Raw genomic sequence first — 20,252 nt, 5'->3', positions numbered from 1 at the left:
TATCAAGTGCAAAGCAATCGCGAAAATCAGGCTGAGGCCTTATTAAATCATGTAAATAGATATCAAGCCGGTCGACTAACAGTCTTTCTCGGTGCAGCGCCTGGTGTCGGCAAAACCTATGCTATGCTTGCCCGCGCTAAAGAGTTATTTCAACAAGGTACAGATGTTGTTGTTGGTATTGTTGAAACCCACGGAAGAATAGAAACTCTAAAAATTTTGGAAGGCTTGCCTCAAATTGCTAGAAAGGAAATGCAATATCAGGGGCATACTTTAGAAGAAATGGATTTGGATGCTATTTTACTCAGGCATCCGGAAATTGTTTTAGTTGATGAGTTGGCTCATCGCAATATACCCAATAGTCGCCATGAACGACGGTGGCAAGATGTCAATGAATTACTAGATGCGGGTATTGATGTATTTACCACCATGAATATTCAGCATTTAGAAAGCTTAAATGATGTGGTACATCAGATTACGGGCATTCGAGTAAATGAAACTGTGCCAGATCGGGTGTTTGACCGTATTCGAGATATTCGTTTAATTGATTTACCTGTTAGTGAACTCATTGAAAGGCTCCATCAAGGAAAAGTCTATGTGCCAGAGCAAGCGAATCTGGCATTACAAGGCTTTTTTAGCATTTCAAATTTAACTGCATTACGTGAACTGGCAATGCAATGCGTTGCTGAGCATGTCGATTTAGATTTAAAACAGAGTTATACCTCTAAAGGCTTGAAGTCTATCTCGCTACAAAATGAATTAATGATTGCGATAGATGGGCAAGGCTCTTCTGAATATTTAGTACGGGCAGGTTGTCGATTAGCTGAACGCAATGGAGCAACATGGACTGTAGTGAATGTTGCTAAAAGTTTGGATTCTGGGCAGAGTTCAGCAAATTCATATAAAAAAGAATATATTGAAATTGACCGTGCATTTGAATTGGCTCGACAACTTGGTGGTCGAACCGAAGTTTTATATGGGCCACGAGTTGCTTCGGTGTTAATGGATGCTGCGCTTGATCGAGGTATTTCCAATGTGGTCATTGGCAAAAGTATTTCACCGTGGTGGTTAAAGTTATTTAAGAAAAATTTAGCTCAGCAATTATTAAATCAAGAAAACTCGATTGCTTTGACGATTTTACACCCAGAACAGGGCACTAAAAAGACAGCTCAACTTGAGAAGCCATCATTTTTATCATTAAAAGAAAGTGTTTTTGTTTTAGCGGTAACATGCGCAAGTATTTTTATAGCTCACTTTGCCGAAGTTCTATTGGGTATTGAAGACTTCTCTGTCATTTTTATTATTTCAGTTTTAATTGTAGCAACTAAAACCCGAATGCTCGCTGCAGTAGTCGCCGCTCTTATTTGTTTCTTAGCCTATAACTTTTTCTTTATAGCACCACGTTTTACATTTCAAATTTCAGCACACCAAGGTGTGGTTACCGTTGTTGCTTTTTTTGCAGCAGCTTTAATTGCTGGGCGTTTGGCTTCTCAATTACGTCAGCAGGTTTTATCTTTAAAAGCTGCCAATGCCTACACCACAGTAATGCAAGACTTGGCACGTAAGCTTTCTAGTGCAGTAAACCTTGAAGAAGTCATGCAAACCGGTCGTATGACTTTAGAAACCCAGCTGCAAACTAAAGTGTGGATTTCTATCCAAGATAGAGTTATTTCATCTGACATAGAACTAAATGATAAAGAAAAAGTAGCTGCAGAATGGTGTTTGAAACACCAACAGCCGTGTGGACGTTTTACCGATACCCTTAGTCAATCAAACTGGTGGTTTTTACCACTTTTAGAGCAGAAAAATAGCCTAGGTATAGTGGGAATTTACTTTAAAGATGAAGTGGTTTCTCTAAATTTTGAGCAGAAAAAACTAACTGAAAGTGTAATTGAGTATATTGCACAGGCAGCACTTCGAACCCAATTGGTCAATGAACTTGAACAAGCAAAAGTTACCAGTGAAACAGAGCGCTTACGTTCAGCTTTATTATCTTCGGTATCGCATGATTTACGTTCACCACTTGCTTCTATTATTGGAGCCGCAGATACGCTTGCCAATTTTAAAGCTGATATGTCAGAACAAGACCAGCAAGATTTACTTGAAACAATTCATTTAGAAGGTGAGCGTCTAGACCGTTATATTCAAAACTTGCTTGATATGACACGCTTAGGCCACGAAGGCTTAACTTTAAAAAGAGACTGGATTGGGGTAGATGAATTAATTGGTTCGGCAACCCGCCGTTTAAAACGCTATAAACCAGATACGCAAGTGGTCGTTCAGTTACCTGAGCAACAAATTAGTTTATATGTTCACCCTGCACTGGTAGAGCAAGCTATTTTTAATGTTTTAGAAAATGCCGCAAACTTTTCACCTCCAGATGAACCAGTCATGATTCGTGCTCAACTTTCATCAGAAGATGAAGTAAAAATTGAAATTGAAGATAGAGGTGCGGGAATTCCTGAAGATGAAAGACATCGTATTTTTGATATGTTTTATACGATGGAGCGTGGAGACCGTGGAAAATTTGGTACAGGTTTAGGGCTTACAATCGTAAAAGCGATTATTGGTGCTCATATGGGTACAATAGAAGCATTTTCAGGGCGCCAAAATAAAGGTACTTTAATTCAAATCAGATTACCCATTCACCCAGTAAAAGAATAAGTTGTAAATTCATGATAAGTTCAGAAACGTCACCTGTAGAAACACGCATTGTGATTATTGATGATGAGCCTCAAATTCGTAAATTTCTAGACATTGCTTTAAGAACTCAAAAATATAAAACCACGCTCTGCGAAACGGGTTACAAAGGCCTAGAAGCTTTAGCAACGCAAGGTGCCGACTTAGTTATTCTAGATCTGGGCTTACCCGATTTAGATGGAAAAGAAGTGCTTCAAGAATTACGTAGCTGGTCGAATGTACCAGTTATTGTGCTATCTGTACGGGCTGACGAATACGAAAAAGTTGCTTTGCTAGATGCTGGCGCAAACGATTACATGACCAAGCCTTTTAGTGTGCAAGAGCTTTTGGCGCGCATACGTGTCATTTTAAGAAACCAACCGATTCAGCAAGAAGCTCATATCTATGACGATGGTTATCTTAAAGTTGATGTTACGCAACGTTTGGTTTGGGTCGAGCAACAACCAATTACGTTAACTCGAAAAGAATTTCAACTTTTAACGCTATTAATGCGCTATCAAGGACAGCTTTTAACCCAGCCACAGCTCTTAAAAGAACTATGGGGCCCAACTCATCAGGAAGATACGCACTATTTACGTATTTTAGTGGGCAAGTTACGCAGTAAACTGGGGGATAACGCAATTCAGCCACGCTATATTGCAACTGAACCTGGTGTTGGATTGCGTTTTTTAGCTAAACAGAAAAATCATTAATTAGATATAAAAAAACCTTAGGGTATTTCTCCCTAAGGGTTTGCAAAGTAGTTTATAGTTTTTTTGCTTTTTTTATTTATATATCCCAATGTTGTTCTGCTTCAGTCATTTGACTATAAATGTTTTGATATTCAGCCTGCTTAACCGTGTACCAATGTTCGACAAAGTCAGTGCCTAAATATCCTTTTAAAATAAGACTTCCTTTAAATATTTTTAAGGCTTCTGGTTGATTGTTAGCTAATAAAATATGCTCGTCTGGAAATTTTAAAAGATGAGCAGGTTTTGGTAGTGGTAATTTATGAGATAAGCCGTAAGATACACCTGCTAAAATAGTTGCTGTAACCAGATAGGGATTACAGTCAGCGCCAGCAACACGATATTCTAAGCGTTGATTTTGTACATCTGAGCACGGAATACGAATTGCGACATTACGATTATTAGTATCCCAATTGGCTTCTAATGGCACATGATGCCCAATTTTAAAACGTCTATAAGAATTAATATTAGGCGCTAAAATCGCCATAGATGCAGGCATTAGCTCAATAAGTCCGCTAATTGCACTGAGTAAGTTGGTAGAAAGTTCATCTTTCTCTTCAACTGAACTAAATATATTCTCATGGTATTGATTAAGCATACTCATATGAAAATGCATGCCGCTTCCAGCCTTTGCCAAGTTGGGTTTCGCCATGAAACAAGCAGTTAAGTCATGCTTTCTTGCGACTTGCTTTACAATTCTTTTTAAAGCATTAATTTGATCGCATAGCTTCAAAATGTCATGGCTGTGTTGAAGATTTAGTTCATATTGTCCAGGAGATGATTCCGCAACAATCGCGGTAATTTCAATAGATTGTAGTAGAGCAGCTTTTTCAACCTCATCTAGGACTTGTTGATAGTTATTGGGTGCATCTATATCAAAACATTGGTTTTCTATACAGGTTTCAGCCTGATGCTGAGGTGAGAAAAGATAAAATTCTAATTCGGCAGCCATGACAGGAAAGTAATTATTGGCATGTAACTGATTTAATATTTTTTTTAATATATTGCGTGGTTCATAGCGGCAGTCTGTACCATCTTCTTCTTGCATTGATAGGTAAAGCTGAGCATTTAATTCTGAGGATAAGGCACTTGGTTGCAAGCTGCCTAAAATGGGCAGGCAAAGTCTATCTGGTTCACCAATATATTTTCCTAATCCTGTCTCTTCAATTACTTTTCCATCAAGGCTCATGGCGTAAACAGAAAGTGGAAAATAACATCCATGAGAGAGATTTTTGAGGCTTTTAACGTCAATTCGTTTACCACGAATATGCCCGTTTAAGTCATGTAGACAAATATCAATGTGCTGAGTCTGAGGATATAAATTTAAATATTCATCAACTTCTTTTAAAAAAAGCTCTGAGTTGAACGTATGTACGTGCGTTTGTGGAATAAAATCATCTGATATTTTAAATGCCTTAAAGTGAGAATCTTTTAAGTTTAAATTTGGGTAAATAAGCGTACTCATTATAAAAAACCTTGGTGGTTATTTAGCTAAAATCCTACCTTAGCCCTTGAAGTAAATCGCGTAAAAAAAGAGTAAAATGATTAAAGAGAGTTTTATAAATAATTTTTATTTTTTATATTCATAATCAGTGGCTTGAGTTTTGTTTTGATAATAAATTTTTAAAGTAAAATTAACGTATAAGAGCCATTTGATAGTTCATGATTTCGCTTTTAAAAATTAAACATAATTAGAATTTGTGATCCTTAAATTTGGTGAGATGGTCAAACTGCTTTAAACTTAAACGCTTATCCAGTTAAACATTTATGTATAAGTCTTGAATAAAGCAGGACTTACATAGTGTATGTACTGGAATTTTATTTTTTGCGTTTTTTTAATTTTATTTTTGAGTTCTCTTAATATGAAAAATATCGGTTTAGCCATTTTAGCAATCAGCCTTTCAGGTTGTGCTGCAATGAGCGTAGAAGAATGTAAGACTGCGAATTGGTCATTAGTGGGTGAGAAAGACGGTTCAAAAGGTTCTTCGCCGCGTTTAGATCAATATTATAAAGCGTGTGGGAAAGCTAATATTGTTCCAGATCAAAAGTCATATGAACGTGGATATAAAGAGGGCTTAGGATATTATTGCCAGCCATCAAATATTTTTTATAACGCCTTAGAAGGGAGCGGGAATATTAATGTCTGTCCAATCGAGCAGCGTGATCGGTTAAGACCTTATTATCGTGCAGCTTCCGATTACTACAATGCAAAAAATGAATACGATCGTTATGACGAGAAGTTTAAGCAATATTCTGATAGCGCTTATAACGAAAAATTAAAGCCAGAAGAGCGTGAACGTTATCGTAAGCTTTTAAGAGAATTACAAATTGATCGTGACCGTATTAATAGAAACTATTGGAATTCAATTCGAGATATCGAACGTTTCAAATATGATCATGGTTTAAAATAATATGTGAAAAAGGATTGATCTGAATGAGATCAATCCTTTGTTTTTTTAAAGGTAATAACTCGTTTTAGTCATTAACTTTGAAATAGCGGTCATACTGATTTTTACTGCATAAGGTAATTCAACACCACCTGCTTCAAGCGCAGTATGACGATGATGTAATTCATCTTCATTCATTTGCTCTAGAATTTTACGAGAGCGTTCATCTTGAGCAGGTAACTGGTTTAAGTGATCTTGCAAATGTAGACTAACTTGACGTTCAGTTTCAGCAACAAAACCTAAACTATATTTATCACCTGCAATACCGGCAAGAGCACCCATACCATATGAAAGGCCATACCAAATCGGGTTCAATAAACTTGTATGGCTGTTTAGCTCTTTTAAACGGTCTTCGCACCAAGCTAGATGGTCTTGTTCTTCAATTGCTGCCTGTTGCATTTCGCGGCGTACATTTGGTAATTTCGCCGTTAATGCTTGCCCATGATAAAGCGCTTGAGCACATACTTCACCACTATGGTTAACACGCATTAAGCCTGCAACATGGCGAGCATCTTCAACTCCAAGTTTTGTTTCAGCCGTTTCAGCCGGATTTTGTCGCTGTGCTGCTGTTGCACCTGGAACAAGACTACGTAATGCCTGATCAAAGGAGTTAATAAGTTGATCAATTCCCGTATAGTGGCGCATAAATTAGTCCTCCAAAGAAAGATGTGCTGTGGCAAGCATTGGTTTTAGTCGGGCAAGAAGCCAGATACTAAAGATTGCACTAAGTACAGCTGTAATAATAAATAGTATTTTAATATCAATTTTTAAAACACTTAAGATTAAGATTGAGAAAATTGCTGACGAAACCATGAATACAGCATTTAAAATGTTATTTGCTGCAACCACTCGGGCACGATGTGAGCGCGGTGAGTAAGCCTGCATCATGGCATACAAAGGAACAATATAAAAACCGCCACTAATACCCAATAAAGTCACGGCAATCATGACATGGTAGTAAACCCAACCTTGAGTGAAAATATCTTTTAAGGTTAGTAATGCTCCAGTTTTCTCCGGTACAAAGGCTAGACTCGCTGCAAGGTAAAGCGCAAAAACAGTAAGGCCAATTGCACCAATCGGCACCATTTTAATATTAATTTCCGAACCACCAATTTTACGGCAAAGAAGAGAACCTACCCCAATTCCGACAGAGAAGAAGGTGAGTAATAGGCTAACTACATTTTCTGATGAATGGAGATTTTGCTGAGTCAACTGCGGAATTTGCGTTAAATAAGTCGCCCCATAAAACCAGTACCACGAATTACCTAATAAAATGGTGAACACTAACGGTAAACTTTTGGCATATGTAATAGTTTGGAAGCTTGTACGAATAAAGTTCCAATCAATATCTAAATCGGGTGCAGCAACTTTTTGTGGTAAAATGAAGCGGCTAAATAAATAGCCTATGCAAGCAATAGCGACTACAGTCAGACTAATCCATAGTAAATTACCTTCGGATGATGCAATTACGGCACCACCTAAGATCATGCCGAATAAAATTGCCATCGATGTACCGGATTGAAATAAGGCATTGCCCGACATAAGTTCGTTTGGTTTTAAAATTTCAGGCAAAATTGCATATTTAATAGGTCCGAAAAAAGTGGAATGTGTTCCCATTAAGAATAAAGCCAGAAGCAGTAGCCATAAATGCCCCAATAAGAAACCGGCAGACCCAATAAGCATGATTATGATTTCTAATATTTTTATGCCACGCACAAGTTGTGAGCGCTCGTATTTGTCAGCAATTTGTCCTGCTGTTGCTGAAAAAAAGAAATATGGCAAAATAAACAATAATGCTGCTAAATTATTGAGTGTACTTACAGGGGCAGATTGTTGTTGAATCCAACCATATGTAATGACTAACAATAAAGCTTGCTTAAAAACATTGTCATTTAATGCGCCAAAAAACTGTGTAAAAAACATCGGTACAAACCGACGTGATGTCATCAGGGATTCATCTTGTTTCATCATATACAAGCTTCATTGAGTTTTATTAAAAAATGTGACGGAGTGTTAATTTGCATCGAAAACCATGTATGATATTTTTAACGCTTGATTAAATGAAAAATCAATGGTTTCGAGTGAGTTTTATCCTCATATTGGTGCGTTTATTAAAAAATAAGTTTAGAGTTTTCCATGCCTTCTAAAATTAAGTTTAAACAGTCAACTCTTTCTCACTCTATGCATTTAATCCTAAAAATGCAGAGTATACCTAAACTTATTTGTAGCAGCCTATTGTTAAGTTTATGTGTTAATCCTTGTTATGCTCAAAGTTCAGCTGAGACCGTAACGCCGGTAGCAAACCAGTCAGTAACTGATCCATCATTGCAACAAACAAATACAAATAACCAAAATGATGTTCCGATTACTGATGTCGCTACTCTGGTAACTCAAGCACAGCAGCAACAAGATAGCTTGGCTATATTGCAACAACAAGAACAATTTCCAAATCAGATTGAAGAATTTAAGCCAATTACGCTCGATAACCTCGAAGATTTACCCGTGATGCCTGTTGACCAGAATATGGCAAATGAGATTTATCGGGTAGCAGAAGAGGCAAAAACTGAAGCTCAGAACTTCCAAAATGGCACACAAAAACATCCAGAAATGGTAGTGAATGATGCATCACAAGCAGAATTACATGAAATTAATCAGGCGCCTGTAAATATTGACCAACTCATGCATGAGATTCAATCTGATAGTAAGATTGTAGTCGAAGCTAATGAAACTGGAAAAACTTTACCTGAGCTTACAGCTGCTACTGAAGAGCCGCCGGAAGAAAAAGGTTTCTTTAAACGGATATTTAATAAAATTCGTCCACCGCGTGTGATTCCGATGGAGCAAATACCTCGTATTACTGCTGAGGTTACGGGTGCTCCAGACGATTTGGCTAAAAATATCAAAGGTAAATTATCTACATTTACTCAAGAATCATTTGAAGATTTTAATTCAGCATTGCCTCAACTTAGGAGCCTAAGCAATCAGGCCGCTCAAGCGGTGGGGTATTACAATGCTGAGTTTCGTTTTGAAAAATTAAGTGCAAGCCGTGTTCGAGTTAAAGTTACTCCAAATGAGCCGGTACGAATTAATGAACAAAATATTGAATTCAGTGGAGCGGGTGCAAAACAACCACAGTTTCAAGTTATTCGTTTAGTTCCAGACCAAGATGTTGGTGATATCTTTAATCATGGTCTGTATGAAACAACTAAAAGTCGAATTGTCGATGCCGCAACAAATAATGGATATTTTGATGCCTACTGGCGTTTACACGATGTAAAAGTAAGCCAACCTGAAAACAAAGCAGATATTAACCTCAAATATGAAACGGGTGAGCGATATAAGCTAGGTAAGGTTGAGTTTCGTATGAGTGATCCTTCAAAACCCTTGCCAATCAAATTAAATATTCTTGAGAGTATGGCACCTTGGAAAGAGGGCGATGACTACACATTCTGGCGTGTAAATGCTTTAGCCAACAACCTGACGAACTCTCGCTATTTTAACTACACGCTGGTCGATTCAATTAAACCTGATCCAATTGAGAAGCCGCTTGAATTACCCCCAGATTTACAAGCATTAGTCGATCAGCAAAATGTCACCATTGATGAATCAAAATTGCTTTCTCCAGAGCAACAACAGCTTGCTAAAGCACGACAATTAGCCTCATCTAGTAAAGAGGTTAGTCAAAATGTGGTAGACGAAAAACAATTTGCCGGAACTGAAAATGTACAATTAGCTGCAGCTCCAGCTTCTTTGAAAACCGCAGCAGCAGATTATGCAGAGCAAGAGTCGGAACAAGACCGTTTACAAGCCCAAGCACGTGAAGAAAAACGGATTCCGGTTATTGTGACTTTAAATGCGGACAAATTGAATAGTCTGGAAACTGGTGTGGGTTATGGTACTGATACGGGAGCTCGTTTACGTAGTCAATATCGTCGTTCGATTGTGAACGAATATGGCCACTCCTTTGATGCCAACTTTGAACTTTCACAAATTCGTCAGTCTATAGATGGCCGTTATAGTATTCCTTATAAGCATCCATTAAATGATTACTTTAACATTGTAGGTGGTTATGAGCGCGAGACTAGAGATAATATCGGTCCTGATGTGAGTTTATTAACTGAATCTGCCGTATTGGGTGGTGAGCGAGTTATTAAAAAACCTTTAGGCAATTGGCAACATACTATTGGGGTTCGTTACCGTCTGGACCGATTGACTCAAAAGGGAAATGTCGATATTTCTGAATTGCCAGATGCATTTAAAACAGCTGCATCAGAGCAAGAAGCGTTATTATTTGGTTATGAAACCTCTAAAACATCAAGTAATACAAGGTTAAATCCAACGAAAGCATTTAAACAAAGCTATAAGTTAGAACTGGGAAGTAGCAGTTTACTTTCCGATGCCAATATGGCGATTGCAACTGCGGGTTGGAGATTTATTTATTCTTTAGGTGAAAATGATAACCATCAGTTTGTGGGACGATCTGATCTTAGTTATATTTTTACCGATGAATTTGATAAAGTTCCCTATAATTTAAGATTCTTTACTGGTGGTGACCAGACAATTCGCGGTTTTGATTATAAAAGTCTTTCACCCGAAGAAAATGGATATAAGATTGGTGGACAGGCTCTAGCAGTAGGCTCTTTAGAATATAACTATCAATTCAAAGAGGGTTGGCGAGCAGCTGTTTTTTCTGATTTTGGTAATGCTTACGATAAGAATTTTAGTAACCCGACTGCCTACAGTGTTGGTGTCGGTATTCGTTGGAAGTCCCCAATTGGACCAATTCGTTTAGATGTGGCTTCAGGTATTTCTGATGATAATCATCCGATTCGTTTGCATTTCTTTATTGGTCCACAACTTTAAAAATAAAATTTTATTAGGTTTATTTTATGGCGGAAGTAGAACAGCAGCCCACTTCGGCACCTAGCTCTCCTAAGAAGCGACGCATTTTGCGTAGCTTTTTGCTGACAATATTAATCATACTTTTATTACTTGTTGCTTCCATCATTATTATGATGTCGACTGACCGTGGAAGCCGTTTTTTATTAGACCGTGTTTTACAAGCTCAGCAAGTCATTAAATATGAATATGAAGGGGGTAATTTACTTCGGGGAATTATTCTTAAAAATATTATTGTTCAGTTAAAAGAAGTTGACGTTACTTTAGATAGAGCGGATGTACGGTTAGGGTGGCGTTCTTTAATATTAGAAAAAGAAGTGCATTTGAGCAATGCAGATGTCCGTAACCTAGTTATTATTAACAAAGCTCCGCCATCGGATAAACCATTTGAGTTTAAACCCATTAAATTACCATTTGTACTTCGTGTAGATGTGGGAGATGTCGATCATTTAGAAATTAAAAATTCAGGTTCTGTCGTAAATTTCCATGATGTTCATCTAAATGATGCTTTGTGGTCAGAGACAAAACTGAAATTTGAAAATTCAAGTATGGATATGGGGTATCTTTCTGTTCATAACGCAACAGGAAATATGGACTTTAGTGGCAAATATCCACTGAATGCGACAGCAGATTTAAGAATTCCTTCTTTAAAAAGTTTAAACATCCAAAATATTAAAGTGGCAGCTCGCGGAAGTTTAGATACATTGCAAGCCGGTGTAGCAACGACAACACCAGATTTATTAACAGGTTGGGTCGTTTTACATCCTGTTCGCCATGAAGTACCAATGAAAGGTGCATTGTTACTTAAAAATTATCACTTGCCTTTACTGGTTGAACAAAAATTATTTGCTAAAAATGGTGTGATCAAGTTTCAGGGGGATGTTAAGCAACTTAACTTGGCACTTGATACAGATCTAAAAGGTGAAAATTTACCAGAAGGCCAATACAACGCCTTAATGAATACTGATTTGGTTCATCAGCTGAATATTACAGACTTTAATGGTCAGGTCATGAAAGGTGCAGTTAACCTTAAAGGCTTGGTGAACTGGAAAGATCATGTCACTTGGGATGTAAAAGGTCGTTTAGATCATGTTAATCCTAAAGATAAAGCTATCCCTCAAGTCGTTCAGGACTTCTTACCGCCAAGTTTAGATGCTGCAGTTGCTTCAACTGGCTCTTTAGAAAAAGGCATGGAAGTATTTGCTAATGTCGACTTTGACCGCTATGAGTCTTGGAAACTTAAATTAAATCAAGCACCTGAAAAGAATAAAAAACCACAGCCAATGTTTATGAATGTGGCTTGGTCCAAAATAGATCGTGCTATGCCATATATAGGTTGGTTAAGCAGTGATAGTGGTCAAGTAGATTTGACTTTGCGGGATGGTCAGCAAGATATTAAAGTGGCAACTAAAGTATATCAGCATGAACAAACCTTATTGCCAGCTGGACAATATTTAGCAACATTGAATGTTAAAGATAATATTCTTAATGTTCCTAGTTTTAATTTTGCGGCTCAAAAAGGGAGCCTCACAGGTCAGGCTAAAGTTTTATTACCTACCGAAAAACGTCAGTTGGCATGGAATGCGTTATTAAATGCTAAAGACTTTAATCCACAAAGTATTCATGCAGCTGCACCGGTAAACTTACTTAATGGATCAATCAAAGCAAGTGGTTTTGCCAAGCCAAATCAACAAATCATTCAACTTGAAAAAATTGATTTAAAAGGCCAGTTGGCTCAAGCAAACCAAGAAACGGTTGCGTTAGCTGGGAAAAGTACGGCAGCTTTATTATTTAATGATGTTAAAGCCGGTGGTGGTTTTAAAGGTTTTGCAGTGAATTATGATGGATCTTTAAAAGCACTTAATCAGGCTAATGGGTTATTAAAGTTCTCTCTTGCGGGTACTCCAGAGTTTATTCGAATTAGTCAGTTACAACATGATGGTGTGGCTGGAAAAATCTACGCGACTGGCTCATTAAACTTAAAAGATCGTATTGCTTGGGATATCAATAGTTCGCTTGTGCGTTTTAAACCTCAATATTTTGTTTCTAGTGTAAAAGGCGAAATTTCAGGAAATGTAAAAACGCAAGGTGTTTGGTCTGATAAGTTAAAGCGTATTGATATTCAGCAATTGAACCTTGCAGGATTTTTGAATAATAAGCCAGTGAGAGGTAAAGGTAACTTATCTGTACTTATGGATTCGAACCAAAAGGGCTTTTTACCTCAGCAATTTGAAGCGAATAATCTATTTTTAGTGTATGCACAAAACCAGTTACAGGCGACTGGTAATGCACAGAATTTAAAAATCAAGCTCAATGCGCCTGCGCTTTATGAGTTGTATCCGGGTCTAAGTGGTCGTGCTTATGGAGATTTGAGTGTTCAATCTCAGCCGCGTTTGAAGGCTACAGCTAATATTGCAGTTGATAACTTTGCTTTCAATAATTTAGTGAGCGTTAAAAAACTGCGTGTACAGGGTGAACTACCAACTTCCGAAACAACTCCAACTCAGCTCACCGCAAAGCTTGATAATTTACGTAGTGGTAGCCGTCTAATCCAGTCTGCTGAAGTCAATTTAACTGGAACACGAAAAGCACACTTATTAAAAGTTCAGGCAAATAATAATATTTCTAAATTTTATGTGCAGTTAGCAGGCGGTTTTAACCAAAATAATGATTGGTTGGGCCAAATTCAAAAAGGTAGTTTTGATTCGCGTCGAATTCGTTTAGCGCAAAATCAAAATGCGCCTGTTGTGTTTTCATCAGCACGTTCTGAGCTATATGTTGGACAGCATTGTTGGCAAAGTAGAAATAGTCAGTTATGCCTTGACCAACCTGTACGTGTGAGTAAAGCACAAGGCAATATTTCATTTATTACCCAAAATCTGGATTTAGGAGATTTTGCCGCATTTATGCCGGAAGGTTTGGCTATGACGGGTCAACTCAATGGTTATGCTAAAGCGTCTTGGGTAAATGGTGGACATCCTAAACTTGATGCACGCTTAGTAACCAGAAAAGGTGAACTAGGTTTAGCAGCAGAAGACCCTCAAGATCCGCCAACCACGTTGACTTATGATGAGCTGAGTGTAATTGCGAAAAGCATTTCAGATGGTCTATTGTTCCGTGTTGATGTAAAAACACCAGATATTGGTACTGGATACGCGAATGTCATTATTAATCCATACCAACCATCTATGCCAATGCATGGTGAGGTCGCCTTTAATGATGTACAGTTAAAAGTTTTAAAACCATTTATTCAAGATGTGCGTTCAATGAGTGGTACTTTAGCCTTGGCAGGTAAAGTAAATGGTACATTAACCCAACCGCAATTTACGGGTGAGATGCGTTTGAAAAATGGGGCAATCAGTATGATTTCCCTGCCAGTGAACTTAACCAATGTACAAGTGTATTCATCTATTCGTCAGGATATGGCAACAATTGATGGCGCATTTAACAGTGGACAAGGGGTAGGTTTACTTAAAGGTAGTTTCGATTGGAAAGATTCTCCACGTCTACAGTTGAACTTAAAAGGTGATAACTTACTCGTACGTCAAGCCCCATTAATTACAGCTATTGCAAATCCGAATTTGACACTCGATATGTATCCTTTCGACAAACGTTTAAGTTTGAAAGGGTCGGTAGATGTTCCTCGTGCACGTATTTCAATGCCTGAAACAACAGCACCTGTCATTAATACATCTTCAGATGTTCGTATTGTCCGTCAAGGCCAAGATCCACTTGCAATTTTACGTGCAGCAAAACCTTGGGATATCCGTGCTGATATTTCGGTAAATATTGGTAATCAAGTTATCTTCCAAGGCTTTAACAGTAATATTCCTTTAGTAGGTCGTTTGAACTTAACTCAGCGTGGTTATGAAACGGCAATGCGCGCGATGGGTGCTATTGGTGTAAGTCAAAAGGTGAAAATTGAAGCTTATGGTCAAAGCTTAGATTTAAACCGTGCTATTGCCCGTTTCAATGGCCCATTGGCAAACCCAACTTTAGATATAGATGCAAATAAAAATGTTCAGGGTAGTATGGTTGGCGTTCGTGTTACAGGTACTGCATCATCACCAAACATTCAAGTTTATAACGATGCGGGCTTATCTGAACAAGAAGCATTAAATGCATTAGTGACAGGTCGTATTAATGAAGGCTCAAGCGGTTTAAGTAATGCGGAAGGTTTTAAATCTGATGTAAACAATACAATCGCTGCTGCTGGTATTAGTATGGGCTTGGGCGGTACACGCGCTTTCACGAATCAAATTGGACGTACTTTCGGCTTAAGTGGTCTTGCATTAGATGCACAAGGTACGGGTGATGATACTCAGGTAAGCTTAACTGGATATATTACGCCTGATTTGTTTATTCGTTATGGTGTCGGGGTATTTACGCCAGTCAATAAACTTACGCTGCGTTATCAAATGAATCGCCGTTTATATTTAGAAGCAAGTCAGTCTTTAGAACGAGCGATCGATTTATTCTACAACTGGCGTTTCTAGATGTATAAATTAAGAGCTCACTTTAAGTGGGCTCTTATTTTATTAACGCTATACTATTTTAAAAAATTAAATATTAATCATGTAGATCATCAATTCTTTTGGCAGGAATCCCACTTTAAAAAGGATTTTGATTAAAGAAAATTCACTTGAAAATTGCGGTTTTATAAATTAATTTTCAGAATCATTAAATGAAATTAGATTGATAATGCCTTGTTGTTAATTGCAAATAAGGTAAATTTTTCAAGGAAAAATGCCAGTGGAAAAAGATACTTGTGTTGAAATTAGAGATAGCAAGGTTAACGATACAAATATTAAATATCGTGGACTCATTCAGAAATTAACAGCAACATTATCATTGTCCTTTTTGTCACTTGGGTGGGGCTCCACAGTGAATGCAGCAGAACAGCAAATCGCTTTAGTCGGAACTTGGACATCGATTCCTGATGCACCACTTGTTCAAAAACCGGAAAAGGCCAGTGAAGGTTTATATCAATTGCAAGTTAATGCTGACGGGACTCTAACTCCGGTTAAAGTGTTAAAAATGAAAAGTCCATCTTGGATTGTGAAATCTAAAGATGGTCGTTTTGCATATACAACAAATGAAGAAAATTTAGGAGAAGTCACTGCACTATCGGTTCAAAACGGAAAGGTAGAGGTTTTGAACACGGTGAATAGTCATGGTGGACATCCAACTCATGCCTCAATTAGTTTAGATGGTAAATTCCTGTTTGTGTCGAATTATTCGGCATTTGATAAAGGTCGTGGTGGTGTGGCTGTTTTTCCAATTTTGCCGAATGGGCATTTGGGTGAAATGGTACAAAATATTGTTTTTTCGGAAGGTTCTGGTCATGTTAAGGGGCGTCAAGAAAGTGGACATGCTCATTCGACAACTTTTAGTCCGGATGGTAAGTATTTATATGCAAGTGATCTTGGAAATGACAAAGTCTATGTCTTTCGTTATAACCCAAACAAAACGCAACCACTCGAAGCGGATAACGGTCGAGATGTGACGTTTAACCATGGCTCTGGTCCGCGTCATATGGTCTTTTCATCAGATGGTAAGCATGCATATGTTACCGCCGAAATGCGAAGTGAAATTGTGACCTTTAATGTGCAAGATGGCTATTTGAAGAAAACTGCTGAGTTAAAGCTAGTTCATGAAGACAAAACGCCCGAATTTAAGAGTGCAAGCGGAATTATTCTTAGTCCAGATGGCAAATATGTGATCGCTGCTAATCGTGGCTCAGACAACAAACTCCTCGTATTTAAAATTCAAGAGGATGGATTGCTGGCTCAACCGACTGTTTATAAAGCTAATGGCATTGAACCACGTGCTTTCTCATTCGATGCAACTGGTAAATATCTGTATGTAACAAATGTTTTTACTAATAATATTAGTTTGTTCCGCTTTGATGCCAAAAACGGTACCTTAAAATCAGTTGGAGATGCTGCAAAAATATCAACACCTACTGATATTAAGTTTTTTAATTAATTTAAATTAAGAAATGTGTATTTCTCACACTACATATAAAGGACCGAGAGTTTATATCTCGGTTTTTTTATAGCAGTTTTTGCAAACTCTGTCAGATTCAGTATGATGTTGGCAGCATAGTCTGTGTAGAGTAATGATGAAAAAAGTTTTATTTGTTTTGATGGGAATGTTGTTAGTCGGCTGTACAGAGAAAAAACCTTTAACACCTGAAGAACAATGGCATGGCTTCTGTACCAGTGTTGGGAATGCGGCTAGAAGTATTGTATTTGATCGTCAGCAAGCAATTGAAAAGTCTCAAGCGATTGAACATGCAAATAAAATCGAAGATGAGATCACCAAAAAATTCATCTTGAATATTATTGAAAAAGTTTATGCTATTCCACAAGATGAATTAAAAACTAATCCAGAAGCCCTGCAAGAAAAAATTAGAAAACAAATGGCAGATGAGTGCTTGGTTACACCACACGACAAAATGCCAAACTATAAAAAGTTCTAAGTGTTTAATACATCGTCAACACTCCACTAAGGTGGAGTGTTCTTTAAATTCAAAATACCGCATCATAAACCAGTCATTAAGATCATTATTTATACAGGGGTATTTAGTTACAAAATAATGGGCATCACGGAGAAACACCCCGCGCTCATTAACTTTTGGCTTGAACTCTAGTAAAATTTTGTAGTCCATATTACTTGTGAAGCTTTGTGAAAGCTGGAATTTACAAGTAATTTTTTAAAAAAAGAGGAATGAACACCGTGCTAGAAGCTTACCGCCAACACGTTGCTGAACGTGCCGCACTCGGAGTCCCACCGAAGCCACTTGATGATGCTCAAACTGCTCAACTTGTTGAGTTATTAAAAAACCCACCGGCAGGTGAAGAAGCATTCTTGGTTGATTTGCTTGAAAACCGTGTTCCTGCAGGTGTTGACCAAGCAGCTTACGTAAAAGCAGCTTTCTTGGCAGCGATTGCAAAAGGCGAAGCGACATCTCCGCTAGTTTCTAAAGAACGTGCAGTTTATTTACTAGGTACGATGCTTGGTGGCTATAACGTAGCGCCTTTAGTTGAGCTTCTAGATGATGCTGAATTAGCAAGCTTAGCTGCTGAAGCATTGAAAAAAACATTACTTGTATTTGATGCGTTCCATGACGTAGCTGATAAAGCTAAAGCTGGCAATGCTAATGCAAAAGCTGTTTTACAGTCTTGGGCTGATGCTGAATGGTTCACTAGTCGTAAAGATGTACCAGAAGAAATCAAAATCACTGTGTTCAAAGTAACAGGTGAAACAAACACTGATGACTTGTCTCCAGCTCAAGACGCATGGAGCCGTCCAGACATTCCATTACACGCAAACGCAATGTTGAAAAACGAGCGTGATGGTATTAACCCTGAAAAACCAGGTGAAGTTGGTCCATTAAGCCAAATTAAAGAACTCATTGCTAAAGGCAACCAAGTTGCTTATGTAGGTGACGTTGTTGGTACAGGTTCATCTCGTAAATCTGCAACAAACTCTGTTCTTTGGTTCTTTGGTGATGAAATCGCTCACATTCCAAACAAAAAAGACGGTGGTGTATGTTTAGGCGGTAAAATTGCTCCGATCTTCTTTAACACAATGGAAGATGCTGGTGCATTACCAGTAGAGATCGATGTTTCTAACATGAACATGGGTGACGAAGTTACTCTTAAAATCGATCATGCTGCTGCAAAAGTTACTGCGTTCAAAAATGGCGAACAAATCGCTGAGTCTGAACTTAAAACTCCAGTACTTTTAGACGAAGTACGTGCTGGTGGTCGTATTAACTTGATCATTGGTCGTGGCTTAACTGCTAAAGCACGTGAAGCTTTAGGTTTAGCTCCATCTACATTATTCCGTACTCCAGTACAACCAGCTGACACTGGCAAAGGTTTCACTTTAGCTCAGAAAATGGTTGGTCGCGCATGTGGTCTCCCAGAAGGTCAAGGTATCCGTCCAGGTACTTACTGTGAACCTAAGATGACTACAGTTGGTTCTCAAGATACAACTGGTCCTATGACTCGTGACGAGTTAAAAGACTTAGCTTGCTTGGGCTTCTCTGCTGACTTGGTAATGCAATCTTTCTGTCACACTGCTGCTTATCCAAAGCCAGTTGACGTACAAATGCAACATACACTTCCAGACTTCATCATGAACCGCGGTGGTGTATCTTTACGTCCAGGTGACGGTATTATCCACTCTTGGTTAAACCGTATGCTTCTTCCAGATACAGTAGGTACTGGTGGTGACTCACATACTCGTTTCCCAATTGGTATTTCGTTCCCAGCAGGTTCAGGTCTTGTAGCTTTCGCTGCTGCAACTGGTGTAATGCCACTTGATATGCCTGAATCAGTCCTTGTTAAGTTCAAAGGTAAAATGCAGCCTGGTATCACTTTACGTGACCTTGTACATGCGATTCCTTACTATGCAATCAAAGAAGGCGATCTTACTGTTGAGAAAAAAGGTAAGAAGAACATCTTCTCTGGTCGTATCTTAGAAATCGACTTAACAGAAATGGAAACTGACTTAACAGTTGAGCAAGCATTCGAACTTTCTGATGCTTCTGCTGAACGTTCAGCTGCTGGTTGTGCAATCACACTTTCTGAAGAGAAAGTTGCTGAGTACTTACGTTCTAACATCACAATGCTTAAGTGGATGATTTCACAAGGCTATGGTGATGCACGTACTATGGCTCGCCGTGTTGAAAACATGGAAAAATGGTTAGCAAACCCAAGCTTACTTAAAGCTGATGCTGATGCTGAATACACTAAAGTGTATGAAATTGACTTGTCAGAAATCAAAGAACCTATCCTTTGTTGCCCGAACGATCCAGATGATGCAAAACTTCTTTCTGACGTTCAAGGCGACAAAATTGATGAAGTATTCATTGGTTCTTGTATGACTAACATTGGTCACTTCCGTGCTGCTGGTCAGTTACTTGAGAAAGTACCAAGCGGTTCATTAACAACTCGTTTATGGTTGGCTCCACCAACACGTATGGACGAACATCAGTTAATGGAAGAAGGCTTCTATAACACTTATGGCCGTGCTGGTGCGCGTACAGAAATGCCTGGTTGTTCATTATGTATGGGTAACCAAGCACGTGTTGCGCCGAACACAACTGTTGTTTCGACTTCTACACGTAACTTCCCTAACCGTTTAGGTCAAGGTTCTAACGTTTACTTAGCATCTGCTGAGCTTGCATCTGTTGCTGCTGTACTTGGTAAGTTACCAACTCCAGAAGAATACCAACAATATGCAGCTCAAATTGACAGTATGTCTGCTGACATCTACAAATATTTGAATTTCGACCAAATGGGCGAATATACAAATGCTGCTGATAAAGTAGATACTAAGAAAATTGCTGCTGCTCAATTGACTTAATAAGTCGATTTAGTACAAAAAAGGAGCTGATTATTCAGCTCCTTTTTTATTTTAATGAGAATTAGTGCATATTTTAAATATTAAAGTAATGAATTAATCA

At 38.2% G+C, this 20,252-nt stretch carries 11 protein-coding genes; 8 read left to right on the top strand and 3 right to left on the bottom strand.

The window, feature by feature from the left end:
• Positions 1 to 6 precede the first annotated feature (6 nt).
• The gene (locus tag ABLC00_RS11745; RefSeq protein WP_033846024.1) at positions 7 to 2,661 is read left to right on the top strand and encodes a sensor histidine kinase KdpD; all 2,655 of its coding nucleotides are present in this window, start codon (positions 7 to 9) and stop codon (positions 2,659 to 2,661) included.
• An 11-nt stretch (positions 2,662 to 2,672) separates the two neighbouring features.
• Positions 2,673 to 3,389, top strand: coding sequence for a response regulator (locus ABLC00_RS11740; RefSeq protein WP_004886519.1), 717 nt, complete (start codon positions 2,673 to 2,675; stop codon positions 3,387 to 3,389).
• 76 nt (positions 3,390 to 3,465) lie between these two features.
• Here the strand turns inward: ABLC00_RS11740 and ABLC00_RS11735 are convergent, their stop codons facing one another.
• On the bottom strand, positions 3,466 to 4,890 hold the full coding sequence (locus ABLC00_RS11735) for a glutamine synthetase family protein (RefSeq protein ID WP_004886522.1): 1,425 nt from the start codon (positions 4,888 to 4,890) through the stop codon (positions 3,466 to 3,468).
• A gap of 397 nt (positions 4,891 to 5,287) precedes the next feature.
• On the opposite strand from ABLC00_RS11735, the gene ABLC00_RS11730 reads away from it, so the two are divergent.
• Positions 5,288 to 5,836, top strand: coding sequence for a DUF2799 domain-containing protein (locus ABLC00_RS11730; protein WP_004886525.1), 549 nt, complete (start codon positions 5,288 to 5,290; stop codon positions 5,834 to 5,836).
• A 45-nt stretch (positions 5,837 to 5,881) separates the two neighbouring features.
• Here the strand turns inward: ABLC00_RS11730 and coq7 are convergent, their stop codons facing one another.
• Entirely contained in the window at positions 5,882 to 6,517 is a 636-nt protein-coding gene (gene coq7 / locus ABLC00_RS11725; RefSeq protein ID WP_004708107.1) for a 2-polyprenyl-3-methyl-6-methoxy-1,4-benzoquinone monooxygenase, read from the bottom strand.
• Positions 6,518 to 6,520: 3 nt separating this feature from the next.
• Positions 6,521 to 7,843 (bottom strand): MFS transporter, encoded by a 1,323-nt coding sequence (locus tag ABLC00_RS11720; protein WP_004886529.1) that lies wholly within the window; start codon positions 7,841 to 7,843, stop codon positions 6,521 to 6,523.
• Between the two features lie 165 nt (positions 7,844 to 8,008).
• Between ABLC00_RS11720 and ABLC00_RS11715 the strand changes: the two genes are divergently transcribed.
• From ABLC00_RS11715 to ABLC00_RS11695, 5 genes are all read left to right on the top strand, one after another.
• Positions 8,009 to 10,735 carry an autotransporter assembly complex family protein gene (locus ABLC00_RS11715; protein ID WP_004886534.1) on the top strand — a complete coding sequence of 909 codons (2,727 nt, stop codon included), beginning with the start codon at positions 8,009 to 8,011 and terminating at the stop codon, positions 10,733 to 10,735.
• Between the two features lie 26 nt (positions 10,736 to 10,761).
• Positions 10,762 to 15,267 carry a translocation/assembly module TamB domain-containing protein gene (locus ABLC00_RS11710; protein WP_033846023.1) on the top strand — a complete coding sequence of 1,502 codons (4,506 nt, stop codon included), beginning with the start codon at positions 10,762 to 10,764 and terminating at the stop codon, positions 15,265 to 15,267.
• Between the two features lie 256 nt (positions 15,268 to 15,523).
• Complete coding sequence (locus ABLC00_RS11705) at positions 15,524 to 16,759, top strand: lactonase family protein (protein ID WP_002049019.1); 1,236 nt, start codon at positions 15,524 to 15,526, stop codon at positions 16,757 to 16,759.
• 133 nt (positions 16,760 to 16,892) lie between these two features.
• Positions 16,893 to 17,255 (top strand): hypothetical protein, encoded by a 363-nt coding sequence (locus tag ABLC00_RS11700; protein WP_002048992.1) that lies wholly within the window; start codon positions 16,893 to 16,895, stop codon positions 17,253 to 17,255.
• Positions 17,256 to 17,512: 257 nt separating this feature from the next.
• A complete protein-coding gene (locus tag ABLC00_RS11695; protein ID WP_002049011.1) occupies positions 17,513 to 20,152 on the top strand; it encodes a bifunctional aconitate hydratase 2/2-methylisocitrate dehydratase in 2,640 nt (879 codons plus the stop codon).
• Positions 20,153 to 20,252 lie beyond the last annotated feature (100 nt).

Origin of the sequence: Acinetobacter nosocomialis (genome assembly GCF_041021905.1) — a bacterium.
GTDB classification, from domain to species: Bacteria; Pseudomonadota; Gammaproteobacteria; order Pseudomonadales; family Moraxellaceae; genus Acinetobacter; species Acinetobacter nosocomialis.
Note: the sequence above shows the minus strand (reverse complement) of the source record. Positions and strands in the feature narration are given on the sequence as shown.

Bases quoted from the DNA above. Each gene is read 5' to 3' on its own strand.
- ABLC00_RS11740 (WP_004886519.1), top strand. From the start codon at position 2,673: ATGATAAGTTCAGAAACGTCACCTGTAGAAACACGCATTGTGATTATT.
- ABLC00_RS11735 (WP_004886522.1), bottom strand. From the start codon at position 4,890: ATGAGTACGCTTATTTACCCAAATTTAAACTTAAAAGATTCTCACTTT.
- ABLC00_RS11730 (WP_004886525.1), top strand. From the start codon at position 5,288: ATGAAAAATATCGGTTTAGCCATTTTAGCAATCAGCCTTTCAGGTTGT.
- coq7 (WP_004708107.1), bottom strand. From the start codon at position 6,517: ATGCGCCACTATACGGGAATTGATCAACTTATTAACTCCTTTGATCAG.
- ABLC00_RS11720 (WP_004886529.1), bottom strand. From the start codon at position 7,843: ATGATGAAACAAGATGAATCCCTGATGACATCACGTCGGTTTGTACCG.
- ABLC00_RS11715 (WP_004886534.1), top strand. From the start codon at position 8,009: ATGCCTTCTAAAATTAAGTTTAAACAGTCAACTCTTTCTCACTCTATG.
- ABLC00_RS11710 (WP_033846023.1), top strand. From the start codon at position 10,762: ATGGCGGAAGTAGAACAGCAGCCCACTTCGGCACCTAGCTCTCCTAAG.
- ABLC00_RS11700 (WP_002048992.1), top strand. From the start codon at position 16,893: ATGATGAAAAAAGTTTTATTTGTTTTGATGGGAATGTTGTTAGTCGGC.